Genomic DNA, 26,662 nt, shown 5'->3' with positions numbered 1-26,662 from the left:
GGTCGTGCGCCGTTGACGGCTGTAAATGTATGAATGCGGTATCTCAGATGCGGGGCGTGGATGTCGCGGCATCCAGCGAAACGTCGACGAAGCGGGCGATGTGTTCCAGGGCCTTCCGGCTTTCCTTGAGCGCGGAGAGCAGCGGGAACACGTGCGGCATGTCCTCCCACACCTCGCAGGCGATGCTTCCACCGTCCTCGCGAACCCGTTGCGCATAGCAGCAGGCATCGTCGAGCAGCACTTCGCGCGTGCCGCACATCACGAGCGTCGGCGCGGTCTGCGCGAAGCTGCCGCGCAGAGGCGACGCCACCGGAGAGCCCTGATGCTCGGGCGAGAAGGCCATGTCGCGAAGGACGGGAAGCGACGCGGCCGACAACATGGGGTCGACATTGGCCAGCGTGTGCGCAGACTCTCCGCCGAGCGCGAGGTCGGTCGCCGGCGACAAGGCCACAGCACAGCCCGGCTGTGGCAGCCCCTCCCCCGCCAGCCGCTGCAACAGGCTGAGCGTGAGATTGCCGCCAGCGGAGTCGCCAGCCACGATGATCCGGCTGGCAGGCACGCCGAGCGCGAGGATGCCTCGGTAGGCATTCAGGCAGTCGTCCTGCTGCGCGGGGAAGCGGTGCTCCGGCGCAAGCCGGTAGTCGGGCAGCAGTACGCGTGCGCGCAATGCCAGGCTCAGGTGCGCGGCGAAGGCGCGGTAGCCATTCGGAAAATGAAATGCGAAGCCGCCACCATGCAGGTACAGCACGACGCGATCGTCACTTGCGTTGGCAGCCTGGATCCACTCGGCCGCGACACCGTTCATGCGAACGGCTTCGCGCCGACTCCAACGGGGAATGTGGAACAGATGCCGGTCCAGACGCAGCAGTTTGCTGCGCAGCGCAGGAACGGCAGCGGCGTCAGGGACCTCGAGGCGTACGGCACGCCGCAGGAACCAGCACACCAATTCGACGCGCGCCTTGCTGCTGGTACGCGGAATCCATCGTAGGTACGAGGACAGCGCCAGGCTGCCGGGGTACGGCGGGCGGTAGTCTCCAGAAAGATCGCGTGCCCTGCCCACGGCGACCTCGCCATCGTTCGATGCCGATGGCATGTCGAGCGTGGCGCCGTTCATGTCCGCCCCGATGCCGCGACCTTCGACGTACTCACGCGTGCCCTTGCGCGACTGTCGTCCGCGCACAGGAACTCACGCAAGACCCGCGCGGTCTCCGCAGCCTGCGACAGGATGAACAAGTGCCCGTCGTCGAACAGGTGCAGGCGCGACTTCGGGATCAATGTGGCCATCAGCCGTGCATTGATCGGCGGAATCACCGGGTCGTCCTTGCCGGCCATGATCAGCACCGGCTGGCGCAGCAACGGCAGCCACGGCAAGCTCGTCCAGCCCGCGATGGCCAGCTGCTGGAGCAGGTAGGCGTAGCGGCTCGCCGGTTTCACGTACTGCTCGAAGGACTGAATGAAGGCCGGATCGGAGCGCGCCTGGCCACCATAGATGAGCCCGCCGATGCGCCGGCGATGCTCCGGATCGTTGTGGCGGCGCGGCGTGAAGAAATGGCGCAGCACCGACGGCCGGCCCGGCACCATCAGAATGCCTTGCGCTGTAGCCGCCAGCACCAGGCGCCGGCACCGCTTCGGATGCTGCAGCGCGAATTGCTGCGCCAGGGTGCCGCCCCAGGACACGCCCAGCACGTCGACGCGATCGACGCCAAGCACATCGAGCAGGCGTGAAGCCAGCCGCGCCATCGAGCAGAGCCTGTAGGGAAGAAGCGGCGCAGGCGACTCGCCGACGCCCGGCAGGTCGAACGTGATCGTCTCGATGTCGCCGAGGTTGTCGGCCAACGGCATCAGCATTTCGAGGCTGGCGCCAATGCCGTTGAAGAGCAGCAGCGGCACGCCGCCTCGCCGGCCCGGCCACACGGCAACCCGCAGGCGCTGCTTCCCGATGTCGACGAAGCGGATGGACACCGGGCGCCGGGCGCCCTCCCCGTTGCCATCCGTGGATTGCGCCGCCGGGCCGCTGCCCGCCACGCGCGCCTCAGACTTTTTCGAGGACATAGGTGCCTGGGGCCTTGCCAAGCGCGGGATGCTTCTTGCTGCCGGCCTTCTTCGGAGCATCGACCAGATCGGCCGAACGCTCGGTCGTCCACGCGACGCAGTGATCCCACCAACTGCCGGAATGCTTGGTCGCACCGGCCAGCCATTCTTCTGCCGACACTGGCTTGGCGGGGTTGGTGAAGAAGCTGGATTTCGGGTTGCCGGGCGGGTTGACGATGGTCTGGATATGGCCCGACGAGCCCAGCACGAACTGGCTGCGGTCGCCCAACAGCTGCGCGGTGCGGTAGACGTCCTGCCACAGGCACAGGTGATCGGTCATCGCGCCGAGCACATAGCTGTCGACACCCAGCTTGGCCAGGTCGGCGATCGGCTTGCCGCGCACTTTCATCGCGCCGGGCGTGGCCAGCGGGTTCTTCTCCATCAGCTCGCCGAAGTCGCGGTTGAAGGCGGCGGTCATGCCGGTGCCGTCGTTGTTCCAGGTGAGGACGTCGAACGTCGGCGGTTCGTTGCCCATGAGGTAGTTGTTGACCCAGTAGTTCCAGATCAGGTCATTGGGTCGAAGCATGCCGAACAGCAGGCTGAAGTCGTTCGCGGTCAGGCGCCGGCTCGGCAGGCGCTTGAGCGGCTCCGTGAGCTTCGGATCGGCGAATGCGCCGATGCCGGGGATCTCGCTGCTGCGACTCATGTCGTGCGGCGAAACGACCAGCATCAGGCTGTTGGCCTTGCGCTGTCCGGTCGCGGCGTAGTGGCCGAGAAGCGAGGTGACGACCGGGCCTGCGCCGCAGACGCCCCAGAGGTTGACGTCCGGCACGTTGCAAATCTCGGCCGCGGCATCGATGGCCTGGTCGATGGCATCCTGATACTCGGCGATGCCCCAGTGGTCGTGTTCCGGCTTCGGGTTGCGCCAGACCATCACGAACATCGTCAGGCCCTGCTTGACGAAATGCTCGAGCACGCTGCGCCCCGGCGCAAGGTCGAAGGCGTAGTACTTGTTGACGATCGACGGAACGACCAGCGTCGGCCGCGCACGCACCTGAGGCGTCTGCGGCGTGTACTGCAGCAACTCGAACATCTCGGTGCGAAGCACCACGTGGCCGGGGGTGGCGGCAAGGTTGACACCCACCTTGAAGCCGCTGTCGTTGGATTGCGCCGGCAGCACGCGGCCAGCGGCGATATCGCCATACAGATGGGCCGCGCCCTGCACCAGGCTGCCGCCGCCGGTGTCGATGAACTTGCGCAGCGCCGGCGGATTGCCGAGCAGCGTGTTGGTCGGCGCCATCGCCTCCGTGATCTGCATCATCAGGAAGCTGGCCCGCTCGGATTCCTTGGGGTCCAGTCCCGACTGCCTGGCATAGCTTTGCAGCGCCTGCCCATAGGCGAGGTACCCCTTCAGCCACGCGCCATAGAGCCAGCTCTGCTGCCAGGCCGGATCGGCAAAACGCTTGTCACCGGCTTGCGGTTCCAGCTTCGATTCGCCGCGCGCAATCTTCAGAAATTCGCTCGCGAGTCCGGCCGTGGCACGCAGCAGCGCGCCGGGCTTGCGCCGCGCCTGCTTTGCCACGGTTTTCGCAGTGGAAACCAGTTCACGTGGAAGAAACTCGCCATGAGCCCCCAGGGCGAACTGCCCGGAGAGCCGCTCCGACGCCAAGTCGGCCGGCGCGGCGGAAGCAGCGGCGCCAGAGTCCGAGCCCGGTGGCAGCGCCGCCGAAGGGGCTGCTTGCGAATCGGCCCCATGGCCTTCGGGTCGAGCCGTCTTTGCGGCACGCGAACCGGCGCCAGGCCGAGCACGCCGCAGCGCGGCCGCATCGCTTTGGGTGCGCGCAGCACGGGACGGCGCCTTCTCTGCTTTCGCGGGGGATTCGGCACTGGGACGCTTCGCCATTTGTCTTCCTCTGATGTATTAAGGCGGCCGCCATCGGCACGCTCCGACGCATTTCTCGGCCGGATCGTTCGACTGGCGGCCATCGGCCAAGGCGCAGTGGCGCGCCAAGGCGCTCAGCGCATGAAGTGTTCTGCGAACGTCTTGCGCAATTCGAGCTTGTAGAGCTTGCCAGTTGCGGTGAGCGGAATCGCATCGACGAAGGCCACATCCTCCGGAAGCCACCACTTGGCCACCTTGCCTTCGAGGAAGGCCAGGACATCCTTCTTGTCGACTTCCGCGCCCGGCTTGCGCTGGACAATCAGCAGCGGGCGCTCGTCCCACCTGGGATGCCGCACGCCAATGGCAGCCGCATGGGCAACACCAGGGCAGCCCACGGCCAGGTTCTCCAGTTCCACCGAGCTGATCCACTCGCCGCCGGACTTGATGACGTCCTTGCTGCGGTCGGTGATCTGCATGTAGCCATCGGGATCGATCGTGGAGACGTCGCCAGTCGGGAACCAGCCATCCTGCAGCGGAGATTCCGTGGCGCCGAGATAGTTGGCCACAATCCAGGGACCACGCACATGCAGGTCGCCGAAGGCCTTGCCGTCATGCGGTAGCGGCTTGCCCATGGGATCCACGATCCGGATGTCCACACCGAACACGGGCCGCCCCTGCTTGAGCCTGAGCGCCAGCTTTTCCGCCTTGCCGAGGCCAGCATGCTTGCGCTTGAAGCTGCACAGCGTACCCAGCGGGCTGGTTTCGGTCATGCCCCATGCGTGCACGACTTCGACGCCCAGGTCGTCGAAGGCCTCGATCATCGAAGCCGGGCAGGCCGCGCCACCGATGAGGGTGCGCTTGAAGTGCGGGAACTTGAGATTGTTCTGCTGGATGTGCGTGAGCAGCATCGACCAGATCGTCGGAACGCCGGCAGCCAGCGTCACGTCTTCTTCGGCCAGCAGCTTGGCGACGCTGGCACCGTCCAGCCTCGCGCCCGGCAGCACCAGCTTGGCACCGACCATGGGCGCGGCGTACGGGATGCTCCACGAGTTGGCATGGAACATCGGCACCACGGCCAGCACCACGTCCATACCCGACAGGTTGCCGGCGTCGGGCAGACCGAAGCCGTAGGCATGCAGCATGGTCGACCGATGCGAGTAGAGAACGCCCTTCGGATTGCCGGTGGTGCCCGAGGTGTAGCAGAGCGAAGAGGCCGTGTTTTCGTCGAAAGTCGGCCACTCGAAGTCGGCCGACTGTTCGGCCAGGAGTGCTTCGTACGATTCGGCGAACGGCGTCTCGGCGGGCACGGCATTGGCCTCGGTCAGCGCGATCCAGCGCTCGACGGTCGGGCACTGGCCCTTGATCTTGGCAACCAACGGCGCGAAGGTCGCGTCGAAGAACATGACCCGATCCTGCGCGTGGTTGACGATGTAGACCACCTGCTCCTCGAACAGCCGGGGGTTGACCGTGTGGCACACGGCACCGGACCCGGAGATCGCGTAGTAGAGCTCGAAGTGGCGATAGGTATTCCAGGCCAGCGTGGCAACGCGGTCGCCACTCTTGATGCCGAAGCTCGTGAGCATGTTCGCCGCCTGCTTGGCGCGACGGTGCGCGTCCGAGTAGGTATAGCGGTGTACGTGGCCTTCAACCGTCTGCGTGACGATTTCGGCGTCCCCGTGAAAGCGATCTGCAAACTCGATCAGCGAGCTGATGAGCAGCGGCCGATCCATCATCATTCCAAGCACGTGTGTCTCCTTTGTTGACTGTTTGCCAGCGGCGAGCGCGGCTCCAGGGAGAATTGTGCTGTGCAGGACCGGGAACGGCTATCCGAAATTCGTCATCCTGAGTTCGGGCCCGCGAATCCGCGCAGCCGCTGCCACGCCAGTTCCATGTCCTGCACCAGCGTCGACATCTGCGCGGCCACGGTGGTCTCGCGTTCGATCGCAAACACGCTCTGCCCGGCCGCCTCGTAGATCAGCCGCGCATCGTCGTGCTCGTGCATCGACGCAAACACGTCGCCGGTGAGCACCTGCTGCAAGGGCATGCCCAGCGGCACCGGTGCGCCCGGCTCCGACCACGCATCGATCCAGTCGCTGCGCACCACGCGGCAGGGCTTGCCGCTGTGCGCGCGGGTGATCACGGTGTCTTCGCTGCGGCTGGCAATCAATCGGTCGAGCAGCGCAGGCGGCGTATGGTTCTCCCGCGCCGCCATCCACAGCGTGCCCAGCCACGCACCCTGCGCGCCCATGGCGATGCTGCCCAGCACCTGTGCGCCGGTCGCGATGCCGCCGGCCGCGAGCACCGGCACGTCGCCGGCAATGGCCACGATCTGCGGCACCAGCGACAGCGTGCCGACCGGCCCGGTATGGCCGCCCGCGTCATAGCCCTGCGCCACCAGAACCTCGACGCCCATGTCCAGCGCCTTCTGCGCATGCCGCACCGAGCCGACCAGCGAGAAGGTGACCTTGCCGAGCGCCTTTGCGCGGTCGATCAGGTCGGCGCGCAGGCCGATGGCAGTGGCAATGCCGCGCGCATTCGAGCCCAGCACCGCATCGATCTGCGCCTCGAACAGCGCTTCGGAACGCACCTGCGTCGTGAAGAAGCTCGGCTTGTTCGGCGGCTCGACCTCGAAGCGCTGCCGCAGGCCTTCGACGAAGTCGACGTGCGCTGCGGGCAGCGCGGCCCGCAGGCCCTCGACCGTGGCTTCCTGCGGCACCGCCGACGGCAGCATCAGGTCGATGCCATACGGCATGTCACCCATGCCCGCCTCGACCGCTGCGAGGATGTGCGGAATCTCGTGCGGCATCTCGCGCGCCAGACCCACTACCGGAAAGCCACCGGCCTTCGCGATCGCCACGCACACGTCGACCGAATGCGAGAAGCCGAAGATCGGATGCCGGATGCCGAGCCGCTCGCACAGCGGCGTACGCAGGTACGAGTTCATTGCGCCTCGATCCCGGCTTGCTTGATCACCTTGGCCCATTTGGTGGTCTCGCTCTTGATGAAGGCATCGAACTCCGCGGGCGATTGCGGCGCGAGCTCCATGCCCAGCGTCGCAAACTTCGCCTTGACTTCGGGTTGCACCAGGATCTCGGCCACGTCGGCCGACAACTTGCGCGCCACTGCATCGGGCACCTTGGCCGGCGCGACCAGGCCGAACCAGGTCCCGACGTCATAACCCGGCAGGTTGGCAGCCTCCGCGACGGTGGGCAGGTCCGGCATCGTGGTGGAGCGCTTCCCGGTCGTCACGGCCAGCGCGCGCAGCTTGCCGGCCTTGATGTGCGCGGCCGCCAACGCCGTGGTCAGCGGCATCATGGTGACGCGGCCCGAGAGCAGGTCGTTCAGCGCATCGGGCTGGCCCTTGTACGGAACGTGCGTGAGCTTGACGTTGGCCATCTGCGCGAGCAGTTCGCCCGACAGGTGGTTCGAGGTGCCGATGCCGGCCGTGGCATAGGTCAGCGGCGTCGGGCTCTTCCTGGCGAGGGCGATGAGTTCTGCCATGGACTTTGCCGGAACGTCGGGATGCACGACGAACACGTTCGGAATGACGCCGAAGCCTTCGATGGAACGGAAGTCGCGCACCGGATCCCAAGTCACGCCCTTGATGAGGCTGGGTGCGACTGCGTAGCCGGGGCTCACGCACAGCAGGGTGTACCCGTCGGGCGCGGCCTTGGCGACGAAGTCGGTGCCGATCGAGCCACCCGCCCCGGTCTTGTTCTCGACCACCACCGGCTGGCCGTACTTGGTGGACAGGCGCTCGCCGACGATGCGCGCGATCGAGTCGACCACGCCGCCGGCGCTGAACGGCACGATGATGCGGATCGGCTTGTTGGGGAAGTCGTCCTGCGCCGCGGCGGGCAGCGTGGCGAGCAGGGGCAGCGTTGCGATGCACGCGGCGAGCATGCGTCGGGTGAGGGTCATGGATGTCTCCGGAGCTTTGATGAGTGATCTGTGGACGCGAGGCGCGTCAGGCCTCGCGCGCGGCCATCGCCATGGTCCGCTTGGCGATGTTGACGAGATGGATCTGCGATGTGCCTTCGTAGAGGCGGAACAGCCGCACGTCGCGGTAGAAGCGTTCGGCCACGTTGTCGGCGATGTACCCGCCGCCGCCGAACACCTGCACCGCGCGGTCCGCCACGCGGCCGCACATCTCCGATGCGAACAGCTTGCACATCGACGCTTCCATCGTCACGTCGATGCCTTCGTCTCGCTTGCGGGCAGTCTCCAGCAGCAGCGCGCGTGCGGCATGCACCTCGACATTGCTCTCGGCGATCATCTGCTGAACCAACTGGAAATCTGCGATCGGTTGGCCGAATTGCTTGCGCGTGCGGGCGCGAGCCACCATCTCGTCGACCAGACGGATCGCCGGCCCGATGCACAGCCCCGCGAGGTTGATGCGCTGCTTGTTCAGCGTCTTCATTGCGGTCTTGAAGCCTTGGCCTTCGACGCCGCCGACGATGGCGCTCGCCGGCACGCGGCAGTTGTCGAGCACCACCTCGCCGACCGGCGAACCATGCTGGCCCATCTTGCGGTACGCGGCCGGCGTGCCGAGCCCGGGCAGGCCGCGCTCGACGAGGAAGGCAGAAATGCCGGCCGCGCCTTTCGCATTCATGTCGGTGCGCGCGAACACGGTGAAGAGGTCCGCGATAGGCGCGTTGGTGATGAAACACTTGAGGCCGGTGATGATGAAGTGGTCGCCGTCGCGCACGGCCACGGTCTTCTGCGCGGTGGCATCGGAGCCTGCATCCGGCTCGGTGAGTGCGAAGCAGCCCGTGACCTCACCGCTGGCCATCCGCGGCAGGTACTTCGCCTTCTGCTCGGGCGTGCCGTCCACCACCAGCGATTCGGACGCGATGCCGGCGTTGCCACCGAAGCGTGCCCGGAACACCGTCGCCACCTGCGACACCTCGATGTTCACCAGCGACAGTTCCTCGCTTGTCAGGCCGGCACCGCCGTAAGCCTCCGGAATGCTATGGCCGAACAGGCCGACCTCGCGCATGCGCTGCACCAGCGCTTCGGGAATCTCATCGGTGCGGTCGACCTGCTGCTCGATCGGCATGCATTCGGTGCGAACGAAGCGCCGGACTTCGGCCAGCATCGACTGGAACTGTTGGGCGTTGCGGATCATGAGGTCGGGTGCTTCGAAAAGGCGTGGCTCAGCGTACGCCGTGGATGTTGGAAAGCTGGCGTGCTGCTTCCAATAGCAGCGGCGCGATGTCGCGCTCGAGCTTGTCCTTGGGCAGTCGGTAGGCGGACATCGTGCAGTTCAAGGCCACGGCCGCCTCGTGCGGGGGCAAGCGCACGGGCACGGCCACACCATGCACTTCCTTTTGCCAATCGCCGCGGGAATGACAGAAGCCATGTTCGGCAAATCGCTTGCGGTCTTCTTCCCAGGATGCGCGGTGCGCATCGAACAGCGCGCGGTCATGCACCTTGAGGTAGTTGAGGATCGCGGTGCGCTCGGCCGGCGCACAAGCGAGGATGAGCGCGCGTCCGATCGAGGTGGCGAGCAGCGGGCGCGTGCTGCCGATGTCCGGGTGATGCTGGTTGGCGCCGTCGACGCGCACGGTGTCCACGAACACCACGTTGGCCCGGTCGCGCATGCCGAGGTTGACGGTGCAGCCGGTCTTGCGCGCCAACTCTTCCATCACCGGCCGCGCCGCGTGCCGCACTCGCATGCTCGCCAGCAATGGATGGCCAAGCGACAACACGCCGGTCCCCAGCCTGAACTTCTGCACGCCGGCATCGCGGCTCAGGTAGCCGAGCAAAGTCAGCGTGTAGGTCAGGCGTGACACAGTGGGCTTGGGCAGGCCGGTGCGATCGGAGATCTCGCGATTGCCGAGCACCGGGTCGGCGGGCGTGAACGCGCGCAGCACTTCGAGACCGCGCGCCAGGTTCATCGAGAACTGGCGGTCGGTCGAAAGGTCGTGCGGATCGACCAGTCCGGGAAGTGCAATGGCGTTCATGCGAGGCGTTGCGTTGGGTGGGGTCATGATGGGCCTCCAGATTCGTGCGGTCAACGAAATGAGCCGGGTGTTTCGCAGAGCGAAACACCGATTGTGGAAGCGAATGACGCATGGCAAAACCTCGCTTCCAGGCACGTCTTGTTGCCTCCCATACCAAGGGGAATCGCTTGAATCAGAAATCATCTTCTCAAGGCGCACTCGCCGGCGTCCGCATCCTCGACATGGCCACAGTGCTCGCGGCGCCGATGGGCGCGACGCTGTGCGCGGACCATGGCGCCGAAGTCGTGAAGCTCGAGTTGCCCGATGGCAGCGACGCGCTGCGCGGCCTGCAGCCGGTGAAGGACGGCAACGCCCTGTGGTGGAAGATCGCCAACCGAGGCAAGCGCGGCATCACGCTCGACGTGCGCCAGCCCGAAGGCCGTGCGCTGCTGCTGAAGATGCTGCCGCACTTCGACGTGCTCGTGGAGAACTTCCGCACCGGCACGATGGACCGGTGGGGCCTGGACATCGAGACGCTGAACCGCGCGAATCCGCGGCTCATCGTGCTGCGGCTGACCGGCTTCGGGCAGACCGGGCCGTACAAGTCACGCCCGGGGTTCGCACGCATCTTCGAGGCGATGAGCGGCTTCACCAACCTCACCGGCGAAGAGGGCGGCTCGCCGCTGCACAGCAACTTTCCGGTGGGAGATGCCGTGGCCGGGCTGTTCTGCGCATTCTCGATCGCGTCGGAAATCGCGCGGTTGCGCGGCAACCCCGAAGCAGCCGGCGTCGAGGTCGACCTGGCTGCGACCGAAGCGCTGTTCCGCTTGCTCGACCCGTTGCCGGTGGAACACGAGCAACTCGGCCAGGTGCGCAATCCCGCTGGCAACTGCGCAAGCTATACGGCGCCGTCGAACATGTACCGCAGCGCGGACGGAATCTACTTCTCGCTGGTCGCGTCGTCGAACGCGATCTTCGCGCGGCTGTGCGCGGTCGTGGGCCGCCCCGAGTGGTCGAGCGATGCACGCTTTGCGACCAATCCCGCGCGAGTCGCCAACCTGCGCGAGCTCGACGATGCGCTCGGCACCTGGTTCCACGGGCACGAATACGCACTCATTGCCGACCGGCTCGAAGCCGCCGGCATCCCGTTCAGCAAGGTCTACACGATCGCCGACATCGAGGAAGACGCGCACTACCAGGCACGCAACGCGATCATCCGTTTGCCGGATCCCGACTACGGCAGCCTGCCGGCGCCCTGCATCGTGCCGCGCATCGTCGGTCGCGAGATGCCCACGCCGCGTACCGGGCCGGCCGTGGGCGAGCACAACGCGCAGGTGTATGCGGAGTTCGGCATCGACGCCCAGGAACTGGCGCGCCTGCGCGCCGAGGGCGTGGTGTGATTCCTATCGGTTTCCCGCCACGCTATCGCGAGAACCGCGACGCATGAAACCGGGACGAGCACCGCGAAGTCTGTTCGTGGGCAGCACCCGCGGAACCGGCTTTGCCGGGCCGCTGGTATCGCCCCCTTGAGGGGCTTGAGGGGGAGGCGCCACAGGCGCTCCGGGGGTGTTGCATTTCAGTTTTCCACTACGCTACCGCATGACCCGCGACGCACGGAACCGGCACCGTCAAATCCCAGGGATACCGCGGAACCGGCTTTGCCGGGCCGCTGGTATCGCCCCCTCGAGGGGGAGGCGCCGCAGGCGCTTCGGGGGTGGGTTCAATAGTCGACGAGCGAGCCGGCGCGCAAGCAGGCGTTGCGCTCGGCCGTCGCGGCGCGGCGGACCACGTCGCGGCCGATTACCGTCTTGTGGATCTCGCTCGCGCCCTCGCCGATCTGGTTGAGTTTGGCATCGCGGAAGAAGCGCTCCAGCGGAAAGTCCTGCAAGTAGCCGCGGCCGCCCGTCAGTTGCAGCGCATCGGTCACGACCTTCATGCAAAGGTCGGTGGCCTGCAGTTTGGCCATCGACGCGAAGATCGCAACGTCGCTGTCGCCGCGGTCGTACTTGTCGGCGGTCAATGCGAGCAGGGCGCGCGAAGACTCGATCTGCGTGACCATGTCGGCGAGCATCCATTGCACGCCCTGGTGTTCGCCCAATGCCTTGCCGAAGCTGCTGCGGTCCACTGCGTAGGAAGACGCGATCTCGACGGCGCCGATCGCGCGCCCCAGTGCCATCGCCGCATGCCCGATGCGCGCACGCAGCAACGCATCCTGCGCGAGGCTGAAGCCTTCGCCCTCGTCGCCGAGCCGTTGCGCGAGCGGTACCTGCACGCCCTCGAAGCTCAACGAGGAGATCGGCACACCGTACCAGCCGAGCTTGCCAACCTCCGGGCTGATGCTGAACCCGGCGGCATCGCGCGGCACCAGCACCGCGATGAAGGTCGATGGGCTTTCCTCTGCGCGCCCGACCACCACGAACCAGTCGGCCGTGGTGGCGCGCGTGATGAACTTCTTGCGGCCGTTCAGCACATAGCCGTCGGCCGTGCGGCGCAGCGTGGTGTGCAGGCCGCGCACGTCGGACCCCGCGCCGGGCTCGGTCAGCGCAAATGCGGATTGCAACTCTCCGGTGCAAAGGCCGGGCAGCAAACGTTGCTTGAACGATTCGGAGGCGCCGGCGACGATCGCGCGGCTCGACAGGTCGGTGCCGGTGATCATCGATGCCGAGGTGCTGCAGACGCGGCCCAGTTCCTCGATGATGCGGATGCGCAGCGCCTGGCGCGCGTCGGTGCCGCCGAAGGCCTTGGGGAAGGCGGTGGCGATCACGCCTTCGCGCGCGAGCGTGCGAAACGCATCCCAGGCGAACACGTCCTCGCGCGCCACGTCGGCGGCGCGCGGGCCGATCGTGTGCTTGCAGAGTGCGCGCACGCGCTGCACGGTGGCGCGCTCCTGTGCGTCGAGCGTGCGAAGGAAGTGGTCGCCGAAGAGGCGCGGTCCGGTGGTTGCGGCGATGTCGTTCATGGAGTCTCCGATCGTTGGTCGCGTCATCATCGCGTGCCGGCTCGCGGCGGTCGAGCCGCTGTTTCGATCAGCGAAACAGCGGCTTGCAGCGACGCCCTCCACCATGGAGAAATGAGGACATGGTTTCACAACGTTGGCGCAACCCGCGCACGTACCGCGTCGACAGCCTGGACCCCGGTCGACCTGGCAGTCAGGAATCGTTCGTGCGCTTCCTCTTTCGGTGATTCAGACTTTTCCGCCAGCAATTCGGACGCGTCCGATAGTCAGCTGCCGCTCAGTTTGGCCAAATGGACGACTCTCGCGCCAGGACCTTGGGGGCAACCCCGGTCCCTGATCGCCCAGCCTTCGATTTTCAAGCGATCACGTGTTTGACCCGTATCGCAGACCTCGTTTTTTGGGCGTACATGGCTGGATCGGCACAACCGCCAATCCGGTGGCGTCACTTGGTTCTCTATCGACTTCATCATGTTCCTACAGTTATTCGGGCTTGCGGGTGTTCAGACGCCCTTGCTGCTCATATTCATCGAATCGATCTTCGCCGTATGGACACGCGGCACGTTTGCCAGGAGCCTGCGCCGGGAACGGCGCCGGCGCCTGCGCCGTGAAACTGCCTCGCTTCACTACGTGCGGTCCATGGAAGACTTCCCCGAGTTGGCCAGCGATGGCCCCGTCCTCCCTTGGATCCCCCAACCGTTGGTTCACCAGCATGCTCGAGCGTGAACTCGCTGAGCACAGCCGCTAGCCAAGCCACATCATCGGATACAGCCCGCCCATGAAAGCGATCATCATGTCGGGCGGGGCTGCGTTGCATAAGCCTGCAGCCGCACGTTGGCCACATCGTTGAGCCTGTGCATGCTTTCCACCAGCGCTGCAACGCTCACGGCCAGTTCCGCCGCATCCTCACGTTCACTGGTCGCTTCGACAGTTTCACAGTGCTGCACCACGGCCTTCGCCTTCACGAGTCGCGCGGCGCCCTTGATCTTGTGCACACAAGAAGCGATCTCCCGCCATGCTCGCGTTCTGACCCTCTCCAGCAACTCGTCCATATCTTTCAAATTTGTGCGCACGAGTGCATCGAGAAAATCGGTCTCGATCTTGGCGTCGCCTCCAGAAAAAGCTTGCAACGACTGGAAATCAAAGGGTTCGCCGCAACTCTCGGCCTGCTCCGCCGAGGCGGCAAACCGGGGGACATCCTCCGGGTCCAGATGCCTGTGCAATGCTTCGTCCAACGCATCCAGTCCAATGGGCTTGCTCAGGCATTCATCCATTCCGACATTCAACGCACGCCGCCGCTCTGGCTCTTGCACGTGCGCCGTATAGCCAAGTACCGGACAGCGCGGCAACCCTTGCGCTCGCTCGACCGCACGCAGCGCCAGCGCCAATGCGAATCCGTCCATGATGGGCATCGAACAATCGGTGATGACAAGATCGAAGCCTCCCTGGCGCCACATAGCCAAGGCAATCTCGCCGTTTTCCGCCATTGCACAACGAAACCCCAGGAACAGCAGTTGACGCTGCAGCAACAAGCGGTTGGCCGGATGGTCATCCACTACAAGAATGTTGTAGCGTGCCCGTTGGAGCTTGCGAGTCGCGGATGCAGAGACACCTTCTACAGGCAGCGTGCGTGCGCTTATGGCGGGCGGTGGCAACACGGTCAAGCTCAGCGAGACATGAATGCACGTGCCCTGCCCCGGTTGGCTGCTCACGGAGATGTCACCACCCATCTTCATGCACAGCCGTTGCACGATCGGAAGTCCCAAGCCCGTTCCTCCAACGACTCGCGGACCTGCAGCCTCCGCTTGAAAGAACGGCTTGAAGAGATGCGGCACGTCTTCGGCCGCGATCCCGATGCCGGTATCTTCGACCTCCAGCGCTATCGACTCAACGTCGTCCGCCGCGCCCAGGTGCATCAAACGCAGGACCACGCCTCCCCTATCGGTGTACTTGATGGCGTTGCTCAGCAGGTTGTTGACGATTTGCTTGAAGCGCTCAGCGTCCACCGCGTGCCATTGCGCAACCTGGGGATCAACGTCCACCTGGACCGTCAAGCCCTTTTGCCGGGCAAGGCTCTGAAAAACATCGGCAACCTCCCGGACGATCGAGCGCAACTGCGACGGCCTTGGAATCACTTCAAGGCCGCCCGCTTCGATCTTGGAGATGTCCAGGATGTCATCGATCAGCGCCAACAACGACTGGGCAGAGGTCCGCGCCAAAGATGTTGCCTCAAGGTCTGGTGGTACCAGCCGACCCTCGCGCACCAACAATTCGAGCACGCCCATTACCGCGTTCATGGGCGTACGAATTTCGTGACTCATGGTGGCCAGGAAGTTCAACTTGGCACGATTGGCTGACTCTGCATTGGCACGCGCGGTCTCCACCAGTTCGAGCAGCCGGTAGCGCTCCGTCACGTCGAACGCACCTTCGATAAGGGCAATGCGCTCCCCACCCTCTTGCAGGGAAATTGGAGCGGCCCAATGAAAAACCTTCCGCGGCCCCCCCTCCATCACAATATCGATGTCTTCGTTGATGGGTACCCCTTCGGCCAGCAATTTAAGGTACTTTTCATGGATCTCCTGCGTGCGCTGAGCACCCTTGAAGAATCGTTGCGTCTCGGGAAGAGTCTTGCCCTCCGATTGATGGCGCGCGACGCCAAGATGCTTTTCGAAGGCAGTGTTGCAAAAGATCAACCGCGCTTGTGCGTCGCGGACACAGATCACGTGAGGTATCCCTTCGAGCATCGCCCGCTGAAAGAGAAGTTGATCGCGCAGTTCCTCTTCCGCAGCCAGGCGCCGCCGCACCTCCTTTTGCAGCGACCAAGTCCACATGGCAAACAGCAGCAGGCAAGCCATCAAAGCGGCGGCCGCCACGTATATCCAACGCAGGTAAGGTCTCCAAACGATCGCGGGGTGGCGCAGGAACATCCACTGCGACCTCAGCCCTCGCATTTCGCTCGTGGAGATACTTTCCAGGGCCTTGTTGATGATGGTCAGCAGCTCGGGATAGTCTGAGCGCACCCCCATCGCGATCTCGACCGGCGCGTCGCCGATGGCACCGGCGACCCGTAATCGATTCGCGTAGCCTTGCTGGATCACATAGCTGGCGGTGTTGATATTTCCAACCGTCACATCCGCGTTGCCTATCGCCACTTGTTCATAGCTTTGGTGGATCGAATCCACCGCTATCAGCTTGACGCTTGGGACACGCTCCTTGAGGCGCTCCACCACACCATTGGGTGGCAGATAGGCAATTCGCTTGCCCGCCAGACTCTCGAAGCGCAAAAAGTCAGGGTCGCCGACGCGCGAGACCACCACCCAATGCCCACGGAAATACGGGTTCGATGTATTTGCATTGACAATGGATTGCTGCCCCCGGGTGACGACAGGCAAGATGTCCGCCGAGCCCAGTTCCCCACTCACCGCCTCGTCGGCTCGCATTTCTTCGAGCGGCACGAAAGTGAGCCCGGTCTTGCTGCCGATCAACTCCAGGATCTGCACAGTCAATCCTGCAAAACGGCCGTCCCCGTCGACGAACATGAATGGCATGCGGTCATTCACCGCCGCATAGCGAACCACCGGGTGCTCCCCCACCCATTGGCGTTCGGCCTCCGACAAGTTGACCAGTCCGATCGGCTCGCTCGGCTCATAGGTGGCGGACCAACGTGTCTTGATATCGTTGTGAACCCAGCCAGGCAGGGCTGCCAGCGTCTTGTTGATGAGGCGCTGCAGCGTGGTGGCAGATTGCGCCACAGCAAAGTGGAACGAGGATTTTGGCTCTTCTCCGAAGTTGGCAAGTCGCAATGCGGTCAATTGATACTGATCTATCACATACGCAGCGCTTGCTCCGTCCTCCACCAGCACATCCACTTTTTCGCCCGCAACCGCCGTCAATCCCAGGAAGACACTGCCGCAGGGAACGAGCCTGCCGCGTGGATATGCCTTGCGCAACGCATCCAGGGAGACGTGCCCCGGCACGTAACCCACGCTGATTTCGGCACTGCGGTCGAACTCGCGCCCCAACACGGAGACTTCGACATACCGGCTGGGAAAGTACAAGGTCGACAACGCCGACCGATTGCCGGCTTGCGCCCGAACTGTCGGCAAGATGTCGATTTGTCCTTGATCGAGCGCAGCCGTAGCCTCCTCGATGGTGCTGAATGTCTTGACCTTGATTTCCAGATTCAGCGCGGTGGCCAGCAGCTGGAGGTAGTCGGCCGAGATGCCCTCGTACTCGTTTTCGAGGCTCACCAGATCAAATGGGACCAGGTTGTTTGGTACCACCCCGACCGTCAGGCCGCGATTCCTGGCAAGCCAACTCGCCTCCTGTGCATCGGTTGCGACCGATAGTGACGGCGCATGCGTATAGCCCACCAGCCGAACGACGCGCGCGTTCTCGGCTTCGTTGGCGCGGCTCGCAGTCATCTGACCTGCAGCGAGCAGCAGCACCAAACCAACCCAGCGACAAAGTCGCCCCAGGCCGCACATATTCATGCGCGCCTTCAGCTGATGAGGTGATGAACGCGCGCGAAATCCACCAGTTCCACCACGCTCGAAATGCCCAGCTTCTCGAAAATCCGGATCTTGTAGCTGCTTACCGTCTTGTTGCTGATCAGCAAGGTATCTGCAATCTCCTTGTTGCTCATCCCACGCGCCAGGTTCTGCAACACGGTGAGTTCGCGATCAGACAGACTCTTGAGCAATGCGTCGGGGCTCAAGCCTGCAATACCGCTCAGCACCTCCAATGCCGAGTTCGGGAACATGCTGTAACCCGCGAGCACTGCCAGCGCAGCGGGAACCAGCGACTGAAGATCCTCGGCCTTGCTCATGAAGCCATTGGCCCCCGCCTGCATTGCGCGGGCGGCAAAAATCGATTCTTGTTGCCCCGTTAGTACCAACAGCTTCGTGCGGGGTTGCGACCCTTTCAGGCGCTCAATCAGCTCCAGCCCGCTCAACCTGGGCAGATCCAGGTCCAGCACTGCCAGATCGGGATGCTCCTCGCGAATGATTGTCAGGGCAGCAGGGCCGTTATCAACTTCAGCCATAACCTTGAACTGGCCGCTGCCTTCGAGCACGGACTTCACGGCCAGCCGAATCGCGGGGTGATCATCTACAACGACTACTGAATACATGTTTTTATCCTCTCCTGTGTCCGGCGTCGCACCAACGCTCCGCACGAAGAGAGCCGCGTTGTAGGTCGTCACGGTTTCGACCATTTGTACGCAATTATGTCGGCCGTGCGTCAAACTGAAGAGTAGCGGCGTGCATACTCATCCCGCACAAAGGCACAAGCACACACTTATGCCGAGCGCTTGTTCCGAGTACCACGTGCCCTGCACGAGATTCAGGGTCGTTCGCAAGCAGACGCTTCCAGCATCGGAAACTCCGCCGTTGCTGTCCGCAGGCAGGCGGCAACGGCGGGCGAATTCGGCTCACGTTGCCAGGTCCAGCGCCTTGACGTGGCCCAATCGCCGGGGCATCGATCGAACGCGTCGGGCCAGGTCGAAAGTGAACGCAACACGACCCGGCCGCGCTGCGGCGACTGCGATCGATCCCGCTTCAGTGCCCTGCGCTACCGGCCGCCTCGGTCATCTTCGCGATGACCTGGTCCAGGCTGAAGCTTGCCGCTTTCTGCCGCGGCGGAAATTCCTTGAATGTCTCAAGGAATTCCCCGACGAAGACTTGTGCCGGCACGAGCAAGTAGACATGCCTGAACATCCAGTCGTAGTAGGTATTCGACGTGATCTGGGCGCGCTCGTACGGGTCCATTCGTAGATTGAAGATGTACGGGACGCGCAGCGTCACGAAGGGTTCTTGCCAGATCTTGAACGTGCCGGTGACGCGCTGCTCCATGAACAGCATCTTCCAGTTGTCGTAGCGCAGCGCCGCGACGTCGCCATCGTCGGTGAAGTAGAGGAAGCCCTGGCGCGGACTCTTGGCTTCCTTGCCAGTCAGGTACGGCACCAGGTTGTGGCCGTCGAGATGGACCTTGTAGGTCTTGTCACCGATCTTGTAGCCCTTCTTGAGCTTTTCCTTGATGTCCGGGTCGCCAGCCGCCGCGAGAATGGTCGGGAACCAGTCCAGGTGGCTGATGATTTCGTTCGACTCCGATCCGGCCGCGATCTTGCCGGGAAAGCGGACCATGCAGGGTACGCGGAAGGCCCCCTCCCAGCTCGAGTTCTTCTCGTTGCGGTAGGGCGTCGTGCCCGCATCCGGCCAAGTGTTCATGTGCGGACCGTTGTCGGTGCTGTACTTGACGAAGGTGTTGTCCGCAATGCCGAGTTGGTCCAGGAAGTCGAGCATCTCGCCGATGCACTTGTCGTGGTCGATCATCACGTCGTGGTATTCGGATTGCCAACGGCCCGATTGGCCACGGCTTTCCGGCTTGACGTGCGTCCACGCATGCATGTGCGAAGTGTTGAACCACACGAAGAAGGGCTCGCCGGCATCGTGGGCAGCCTGGATGAACTTCTTGGCCGCAGCCAGGAACTCATCGTCGCAGGTCTCCATGCGCTTCTTGGTCAGTGGGCCGGTGTTCTCGATCTTCTGGCCGCCCTTGCCGTCAGACCAGCAGTGGAGCACGCCGCGGGGACCGAACTTCTTCTTGAACTCGGGGAAGTCCTTCGCGTTCGGGTAGTCGACTTCCTCGGGTTCTTCCTCGGCGTTCAGGTGATAGAGATTGCCGAAGAACTCGTCGAAGCCGTGCATCGTGGGCAGGTGCTCGTCGCGGTCGCCCAGGTGGTTCTTGCCGAACTGGCCGGTGCGGTAGCCCAGCGGCTTGAGCGCCTCGGCGATGGTGATGTCCTCGGCCTTGAGGCCCAGGTCCGCGCCCGGCAGTCCGACCTTGGTGAGGCCCGTTCGAAGGCCGCACTGGCCGGTGATGAAAGATGCCCGCCCGGCCGTGCAGCTCTGCTCGGCGTAAGCATCGGTGAAGATCATGCCCTCCTTCGCAATGCGGTCGATGTTGGGCGTGCGATAGCCCATCATGCCCTTCGTGTAGCAGCTCAGGTTCGATTGACCGATGTCATCTCCCCACATGACCAGGATATTCGGTTGCTTGCTCTTTGCCATGCTGTCACTCCTTGCATTTTCGATTTCCGCCCTTGGAAGGCGGGTTCATTGAATTGCACACCATGAGGTGCGCGGCCGACCGAAAGATGAGACAGGCCAAGCGACTACGCGGGGCTCGTCCGGGGATAAAGGGAACGCCATTGCTGCCATTGCTGAGCCGATCCCGCCTTGAGCGCGCGATTATCCTCACGCCAGCACTTGCCGCAACCAACGGCAGCGGCACTTTCATCACGGGTCCACGCAAGTGGATTTCCATGAGGAAATGAGGGTTACGAATGATCGCGATCCGCCCAATCGTCGGGACCAAACGGCGCTGGCGCTATCCACTTTTCGTCAACAACACATCGGGTAAACACGAAGCCCCGACATCTGCGAAAAACGCAAACGGGCCGGCACGAATCCTGGGGGCTTCCTCACGGCATCGCATCCGGCTATCCTCCAACGCGGTGCCCGGTGCCCTCTTCCCAGCGTCATGAAAGCCACTCTCGGTTCTTCCTCCCCTTTGCTGCGATCGATCGTTTTCGATTCGTTCAATCCGTCATTGATGGGCGATGCGCTCCAGGGCGGTCAACTCGCGCACGTGCAACTCGGACCGGGACGCTTTCGCGGCACCTTGTGGCAAAGCACGCTGGAGGAGGCGCGCATCGACTGGGGCCGATACAACCTCCCCCTGGTGGCCGTCGGCGAGTTGCCGCGCGACGTCGTGACGATCGGCCTGCTGCTCCACGCTGGCCCCGAGTCGGGCTCCTCCGAGGGGCGGCGATTGAGCGGCGACGACCTCCTGGTGATCCCGGAAGGTCATGGCCTGCATATTCGTTTGTCGCCGGGCACCGAATGGATTTCGCTGCAGGTGCGACGTACGGCGCTCGAAGCGATGGGCATTGAATTGCCATCGACCGTATCGACCATCCATCGAATCGAGCCGATCGACCGCGCAGCGGTGCACAGCGCGGCCGCAGACCTCGCCTGTATCTTCGGCCCGGGCGGGGCGGGAGACAGCGGCAGCGCCAGCGCTCGAGCGCTGGCGGCGTGCCACTCCGAACTCGTCGACGTGTTCGCGCGCGTGATCGGCACCGGGCAACCCAGCAAGGTGCGCGGCGAGGCAGAGCGCCGCCGCATCCTGAACCGCGTCGACGAATACTTGGAGAGCGACAACCTCGCCCCGCTGCGTATGGACGCGGTATGTCTCGCGGCCGGTACCACGCTGCACACGCTGGAGCGCACCTTTCGCGACGCGCTGGGCGTGAGCCCCAAGCGCTACTTCAGCCTGCGGCGATTGGCCGAAGCACGCACGGCGTTGCTGGAAGCGGCCGCGCGGCGCGATTCGGGGGCTTCCGTCACGGACATTGCAACAGGCTGCGGCTTCGTTCATCTGGGCCGATTCTCGGTCGACTACAAGGCCGCCTATGGCGAGTCGCCATCCGACACCCTCAAGGGCCGTGCCTGATCACGTACCCACGTAGCCGGGCGACCACTCCCCGCCGGTGACGAGGTGTGGTCGAGACTTACGATATGCCCTCTTGGCTGGTCGTCAGGGCGTAACGACTCCGAAGTTCGGATTGAACGTGTCGAGGTTGGCGAAGATGGTGCCCAATGCGGCACCATCGCCGTCAAGCTTGGCCTCGCCGGCCTTGATCAGGTCGGGCAGCGGCACGCGCGCCACCAGCATCTTGAACAGCGCATTACGCGAGATCGACAGCGTCGCCGCCGGCTTGGTCAGCACGCGGCCCTTGGTGTGGTTGAGCACGGTGTTGCTGAGCTCCAGCGCGTATCGCTCACCAGTGTCGGTCAGCACGAAGTTGATGCCCACGTCGCGGCCCTCGACCTTGGCATGGTTCAACCGCACGGCGATCAGGTCGAAGATCTGCTCGAGCGTCATCGCACGCGCCACGTCCGGACCTTGCACAGACAACTGCACGGGCTTGACACCTTCGCGCAGTTCCTTGGCTGCCGAAAGGTATTCGTTACGCCAGACGCCGTTTTCGCTCTGGTAGCCGATCTGCTCCAGTGCATCGGCCTGCAACGCGCGTGCCTGCATGTTGTTGCCATCGGCAAGCACGGCATGGTTGCCGAGCTCCGCAGCCCAGCGATAGTCGCCGGCGTCCGCCGCCGCGCGCGCCTGGGTCAGCACCGCGTTGGCACCGCCGAGTGCGGCAACGTAGCGCCGTGCGGATTCGGCCACCGGGTAGCGGTACAGCGTGGCAGGGTTGCCGTCATACCAGCCCAGATAGTACGAGTAGGCGCCGCGCAGGTTGTGGCTGAGCGAGCCGTAATAGCCCCGCGTAGCGTATTCGTCCGTCAAGGCCTTGGGGTAGTACGCAGCGTTGCCGATGTCGTCCATCTTCTGGCCGCTATTGGCAAGGCGCAGTGCCTCGTCATTGATGAAGCGGAACATGTCGCGCTGCTTGGTGATCAGGTTGACCACGCGATCCTTGCCCCAGGTCGGCCAGGTGTGGCTGCCGAAGGCGACCTCGGCGTCCGGGAACAGGTCGAGCAGCTCGTTGACGTACTTGCTCCATCCCAGCGCATCACGCGCCTTGGCGCCGCGCAACGTGTAGATGTTGTGCATCGTCTTGTTGACATCCTCGGCCAGGCACAGGGCCTTCATGTCGGGGAAGTAGAACAGCATCTCCGAGGGCGCCTCGGTGCTGGGTGCCAGTTGAAAGACGATGCGGACGCCGTCAACGACCAGTTCCTGACCGGTCTTGGTGATCGTCTCGGTCGGTGCGATCAGGCTGACCGTACCCAGCGAGAGCTTGCTGCCCAGGCCGACGCCCACCGCGCCACGTTCGCCATAAGGCAGCGGAGAGCCGAACTGGTATTGCGCACGCCGGGTCATCGCGTTGCCAGCCAGCACGTTTTCGGCGATCGCATTCTCCATGAAGCCGTCGGGCGCAATGATGCGGATGCCCTGCGCCTTGATTGATGCCTCGTCGACCAGCGCACGCGCGCCGCCGAAGTGGTCGGCGTGCGTGTGCGTGTAGATCATCGCGCGGACTGGCCGCTTGCCCAGGTGCTTCTCGACCAGCGCCATCCCGGCCTTGGCCGTCTCGACCGACATGGTGGGATCGATCACGATCCAACCCGTCTTGCCGGCGACGATGGTCATGTTGTCGATGTCGTAGTTGCGCACTTGCCAGATGCCTTCGGTCACCTTGAACAGGCCATGCTGTGCAGTGAGCTTGGAGGCTTGCCAAAGACTCGGGTTGACGGTGCCGGGTGCGTCGCCCTTCAGGAAGGCTTGCTTGTCGCCGTCCCAGACAACATTGCCTGCGGCGTCCTTGATTTCGGGGTTGTCCAGGCGGCCGATGAGACCACGGGTCGCGTCCTCGGTTTCCTGCTTGCCCACCACGTCGCGCGTGGCGGCGAAAGCCTTGTTCGCAGCCAGCGTTTGTGGCGATGCGGGCTTGGGCGAAAGGTCCGGCGTTTGCGCAGCTGCGTTCACTGCAACGGTCAACGCCGCCAACCAGGCGGTCTTCTTGGGGAGTCGGGTAGCACGAATATTCATGACAACGTAGTCTCTTTCTGGGGGAGGTCGATACATGGCAGCTCATCGACCATTCGGCTGAATGCTCCTGAGCTGACCAGTCGCTCAGTTTGTCGATTGCCGCCGTAGCTGGCTATCCACTTTTGTGCAGCGAAACACACTATCTGTAGAAACATGGGATGATGTCGCTCTGACGCTCGTCAGGCCTTGGCAACTATCTGCCGCTTCGAGTCTGCGAAGGCCGCTCGTTGTAGAGCTGGCCGTACTCCTGGGCAAAGCGCCCGAGGTGGAAAAAGCCCCAACGCATCGCCACCTCCGTGATCGACTCGCCAGGGTCACCGTTCAGCAGATCGTTGCGCGTGCCCGCAAGGCGGCGCAGTGTCAGATAGCGCCGCGGCGTGACGCCGAATACTTCTCGGAACACACGCTCCAACGTGGTGATGCTGGTGCCCGCAGCAATGCACAGGCTGTCGATGCGCAGTGCGATGCCGAGGTGCGCATCGATGTACTCTTCGGCCCGCCGCATCACGCGCCAACGATCGCTTGGCCCCAGTTTCTCGGCTGCCCGCCCGGGACGCGTACGCCGCTGCTCCCACTCGCACAGCAGGGTCGTGAACAACTGCTCCTGCGCCATTTCAATCTGGAAGCCTGCAACGGCCGGGGCGTCTTCGAGCGGCGCGAGAATCGGCGCCACATCGGTCAGGCACCCACACCCGCCGGAGCCCTGCGTTTCACTCATGCGCCATGCTGCGGCGCCACGCAAGCCACTCAGCGGTATGCCTGCCGCGTCCAGGCGCTCCCGTGGGACTTGCATGGCAAACCATTCCGCTTCTGCAGGCAGATTCATCAGCACTTCCGCGCCCTCCGGAAGAAGCACCATGTCGCCGCTGACAGCCGGTGCACCCTGTATGCGCCAGGCGCCTGCGCCGCCGATCAGTACGCCAACGGTCAACATGTCGTGGGCCAGGCGCCCACGCGCCTGCACCGGCAGGTTGTAGCGCCCCCAGTCCGTGCGAAGACGATTCGTCGCGGAATGGGTCACGATGCCCTGGAACACGCCGCTGCCGAGCTGCAGATGTTCGAGTGCGCCGTCCTGGAGCGCCACTCGCATGGCGCCCGGATCGAAGCTCTGAATGCGCAGGCTGCTGCGCGACGCGACCTCGACCGCTGGCACTGCGACGGAAACGGGGGGCATTGGAGATGTGTGTCGAATCAGGCGACGGAGCATCGCGCGGGAACAGGCCGTTCGCACGCTGGCGCGCGAACGGCCCCTCCCGGTGCGACAGCGAAACTCAGGCGGCGCGGCGCATCATGTCGGCAACCTTCTCACCAATCATGATCGACGGCGCATTGGTGTTGCCGCCGATGAGCGTCGGCATGATCGACGCATCGGCAACGCGCAAACCCTGCACGCCGCGAACGCGCAGCTGGTCGTCGACCACCGCCATGGGATCGTTGGCGGGGCCCATCTTGCAGGTGCCCACGGGGTGATACTGCGTATCGGCCCGGCGTCGGATGTCAGCCTCGAGAGAGGCATCGCTGTTGCGATCGACCGGATAGAGCATCTTGCCGCGATACGCGTCAAAGGGCCGGGATTCGAGGATCGTCTGCTGCATCCGCACACCCTTGATCATCAGGCGCAGGTCATCCTCATTGCTGAAGAACCGCGTGTCGATGGAGGGTGCGGCGCGCGCATCGGCACTGGCGAGCGTGACCGCGCCGCGGCTCTTGGGGCGCAGCACGGTGGTGTGGCAACTGAAGCCGTGGCCCAGGTGCGGCTTGCGGTTGTGGTCGTCGACGATGCCGACGACGAAGATCAACTGCAGGTCTGGCACGCTGACTTCCGGCGACGAGCGAATGAAGGCGCCCGACTCGGCGAAGACGCTGGTGATCAGGCCGGTGCGGCGCCGCTTCCACTCGACCATCGCCGCCGCCATCTTGACGCTGCCGCGCAGCGACACGCCGAACGTGTCGGTGTTGCTGCGCGTGCGATAGGTCTGCACATGATCGATGTGATCCTGCAGGTTCTGACCTACGCCCGGAAGGTCGGTGTGCACGACAATGCCGTGGCTGCGCAGATGCTGGGCGGGCCCGATGCCGGAAAGCATCAACAGTTGTGGCGAACCGAAGGCGCCGGCACTCACCACCACCTCGCGGCGCGCACGGACTTCATGCAATTCGTTGCCCTGGTAGTAGGCCACGCCCACGGCACGCTGGCCTTCGAGCAGTACGCGAGCCGAATGTGCGTGGGTCAACACCTTGAGGTTGGGACGGTTCAGGTTCGGCGTGATGTAAGCCTTGGCGGAGCTGCAGCGCTCGCCATTGCGGTGCGTGACCTGGTACATGAGCGAGCCGAACTGATCGGGACCGTTGCAGTCGTCGATGTTGGGCACGCCGTTCATCGCGGCCGCCTCCAGGAAGGCGTCGTTGAGGCTGCTGGGAGAACGCTGGCGGGCCACATTCAGAGGGCCGCCGGCACCGTGGAGTTCGGTGGCACCGAATACCTCGTTGTTCTCGGAGCGCTTGAAATAGGGAAGCACCTCATCGAATGACCAGCCGGCATTGCCCAGCGAGGCCCAATGGTCGTAGTCCCATCGGTTGCCACGCACGTAGATCATCGCGTTGATCGAGCTGCTGCCCCCCAGCGTCTTGCCGCGCGGCTGGTAGCTGCGGCGTCCGCCAAGGCCCGGGTTCGGCTCGGTCTTGAAGGCCCAGTTGAAGAATGGCGTGGGCAGGATGGCAGCCACGCCGGCAGGTGCATGAATCAGCACACTCTTGTCCGGGCCGCCCGCCTCGAGCAGGCAGACGGAAACCCGCGGGTCCTCGCTCAAGCGGCTGGCAATTGCGCAGCCGGCGCTGCCGGCGCCTGCCACGACATAGTCGAACTCTTCCATCACGATGTTGCGTCTCCTGAATGCAAAGCACCGGCACAAGCCGGCGCGAATGATGAAGCTTAGGGAGCGGGCTCGCGACTGGCTATCCGAGTTTCGACTTCGAGGGATCGGGATTTGCGCGGGGTCGGCCTGCAGCGTCGACCTGCCGGCGCTCTTGCCGAGGGAACGAAGAACGTGGCGCGCGCTTATTTGTCCAGCGCATGACGATTTGCCTGGCGCACGAAAGAGCGGGGCCCGAAGGCCCCCGCAAACGTCGATGGCGAACTAACGACGTGGAGACGGCACTGGCCCCCCGATGGCCACTCAAACTGCTCCACTTGTGGCCAGGTCAAACTGCTCCACCTGGCCACCGGTGTTTGAGGCGCTGATTTCGGCGTCGTCGTAGATCGGAGCCTGGCCG

17 protein-coding genes are annotated in these 26,662 nt (G+C 64.2%); 2 read left to right on the top strand and 15 right to left on the bottom strand.

Translation table 11 applies throughout. From position 1 onward, the window contains the following. Nucleotides 1-43 precede the first annotated feature (43 nt). The 8 genes from WKW80_RS26405 to WKW80_RS26370 all read right to left on the bottom strand — a co-directional run bounded on the left by WKW80_RS26405 (nt 44) and on the right by WKW80_RS26370 (nt 9,879). The gene (locus WKW80_RS26405) at nt 44-1,180 is read right to left on the bottom strand and encodes an alpha/beta hydrolase (protein WP_340366544.1); all 1,137 of its coding nucleotides are present in this window, start codon (nt 1,178-1,180) and stop codon (nt 44-46) included. Further along, complete coding sequence (gene phaZ / locus WKW80_RS26400; RefSeq protein WP_340366543.1) at nt 1,111-2,052, bottom strand: poly(3-hydroxyalkanoate) depolymerase; 942 nt, start codon at nt 2,050-2,052, stop codon at nt 1,111-1,113. Before phaZ ends, WKW80_RS26405 begins: the two co-directional genes overlap by 70 nt. After that, nucleotides 2,033-3,934 carry an alpha/beta fold hydrolase gene (locus tag WKW80_RS26395; RefSeq protein ID WP_340366542.1) on the bottom strand — a complete coding sequence of 634 codons (1,902 nt, stop codon included), beginning with the start codon at nt 3,932-3,934 and terminating at the stop codon, nt 2,033-2,035. Before WKW80_RS26395 ends, phaZ begins: the two co-directional genes overlap by 20 nt. 113 nt (nt 3,935-4,047) lie before the next feature. Beyond that, complete coding sequence (locus tag WKW80_RS26390) at nt 4,048-5,649, bottom strand: 3-(methylthio)propionyl-CoA ligase (protein WP_340366626.1); 1,602 nt, start codon at nt 5,647-5,649, stop codon at nt 4,048-4,050. Nucleotides 5,650-5,750: 101 nt separating this feature from the next. Beyond that, a complete protein-coding gene (locus WKW80_RS26385) occupies nt 5,751-6,857 on the bottom strand; it encodes an NAD(P)H-dependent flavin oxidoreductase (RefSeq protein WP_340366541.1) in 1,107 nt (368 codons plus the stop codon). Beyond that, nucleotides 6,854-7,834: a Bug family tripartite tricarboxylate transporter substrate binding protein gene (locus tag WKW80_RS26380; RefSeq protein WP_340366540.1), complete on the bottom strand. Its 981-nt coding sequence runs from the start codon at nt 7,832-7,834 to the stop codon at nt 6,854-6,856. The genes WKW80_RS26385 and WKW80_RS26380 overlap by 4 nt, the downstream gene beginning before the upstream one ends. A 46-nt stretch (nt 7,835-7,880) precedes the next feature. Continuing rightward, nucleotides 7,881-9,041 carry an acyl-CoA dehydrogenase family protein gene (locus WKW80_RS26375; protein ID WP_340366539.1) on the bottom strand — a complete coding sequence of 387 codons (1,161 nt, stop codon included), beginning with the start codon at nt 9,039-9,041 and terminating at the stop codon, nt 7,881-7,883. 28 nt (nt 9,042-9,069) lie between these two features. Further along, on the bottom strand, nt 9,070-9,879 hold the full coding sequence (locus WKW80_RS26370) for an IclR family transcriptional regulator (RefSeq protein WP_340366625.1): 810 nt from the start codon (nt 9,877-9,879) through the stop codon (nt 9,070-9,072). 221 nt (nt 9,880-10,100) lie between these two features. On the opposite strand from WKW80_RS26370, the gene WKW80_RS26365 reads away from it, so the two are divergent. Beyond that, nucleotides 10,101-11,258, top strand: coding sequence for a CaiB/BaiF CoA transferase family protein (locus WKW80_RS26365; RefSeq protein ID WP_422822967.1), 1,158 nt, complete (start codon nt 10,101-10,103; stop codon nt 11,256-11,258). A gap of 320 nt (nt 11,259-11,578) precedes the next feature. Here WKW80_RS26365 and WKW80_RS26360 read toward each other — a convergent pair whose 3' ends face one another. The 4 genes from WKW80_RS26360 to WKW80_RS26345 form a co-directional block, all read right to left on the bottom strand. Next, nucleotides 11,579-12,817, bottom strand: coding sequence for an acyl-CoA dehydrogenase family protein (locus WKW80_RS26360; protein ID WP_340366537.1), 1,239 nt, complete (start codon nt 12,815-12,817; stop codon nt 11,579-11,581). A 785-nt stretch (nt 12,818-13,602) separates the two neighbouring features. Then, nucleotides 13,603-17,304, bottom strand: a complete 3,702-nt coding sequence (locus WKW80_RS26355; protein WP_340366536.1) for an ATP-binding protein — start codon at nt 17,302-17,304, stop codon at nt 13,603-13,605. 8 nt (nt 17,305-17,312) lie between these two features. After that, nucleotides 17,313-18,026: a response regulator gene (locus WKW80_RS26350; protein ID WP_340366535.1), complete on the bottom strand. Its 714-nt coding sequence runs from the start codon at nt 18,024-18,026 to the stop codon at nt 17,313-17,315. A gap of 343 nt (nt 18,027-18,369) precedes the next feature. After that, nucleotides 18,370-19,881, bottom strand: a complete 1,512-nt coding sequence (locus WKW80_RS26345; protein WP_340366534.1) for an arylsulfatase — start codon at nt 19,879-19,881, stop codon at nt 18,370-18,372. 472 nt (nt 19,882-20,353) lie between these two features. Here WKW80_RS26345 and WKW80_RS26340 point away from each other — a divergent pair, with 472 nt between their 5' ends. Further along, a complete protein-coding gene (locus tag WKW80_RS26340; protein ID WP_340366533.1) occupies nt 20,354-21,328 on the top strand; it encodes an AraC family transcriptional regulator in 975 nt (324 codons plus the stop codon). A gap of 84 nt (nt 21,329-21,412) precedes the next feature. Here the strand turns inward: WKW80_RS26340 and WKW80_RS26335 are convergent, their stop codons facing one another. The 3 genes from WKW80_RS26335 to WKW80_RS26325 form a co-directional block, all read right to left on the bottom strand. After that, a complete protein-coding gene (locus tag WKW80_RS26335; protein WP_340366532.1) occupies nt 21,413-23,389 on the bottom strand; it encodes an alkyl/aryl-sulfatase in 1,977 nt (658 codons plus the stop codon). A 193-nt stretch (nt 23,390-23,582) separates the two neighbouring features. After that, nucleotides 23,583-24,563 carry a helix-turn-helix transcriptional regulator gene (locus WKW80_RS26330; protein WP_340366531.1) on the bottom strand — a complete coding sequence of 327 codons (981 nt, stop codon included), beginning with the start codon at nt 24,561-24,563 and terminating at the stop codon, nt 23,583-23,585. A gap of 97 nt (nt 24,564-24,660) precedes the next feature. Then, nucleotides 24,661-26,262: a GMC family oxidoreductase gene (locus WKW80_RS26325; protein ID WP_340366624.1), complete on the bottom strand. Its 1,602-nt coding sequence runs from the start codon at nt 26,260-26,262 to the stop codon at nt 24,661-24,663. Nucleotides 26,263-26,662 lie beyond the last annotated feature (400 nt).

Source organism: Variovorax humicola, from assembly GCF_037889915.1.
Taxonomy (GTDB): Bacteria; Pseudomonadota; Gammaproteobacteria; order Burkholderiales; family Burkholderiaceae_C; genus Variovorax; species Variovorax humicola.
Note: the sequence above shows the minus strand (reverse complement) of the source record. Positions and strands in the feature narration are given on the sequence as shown.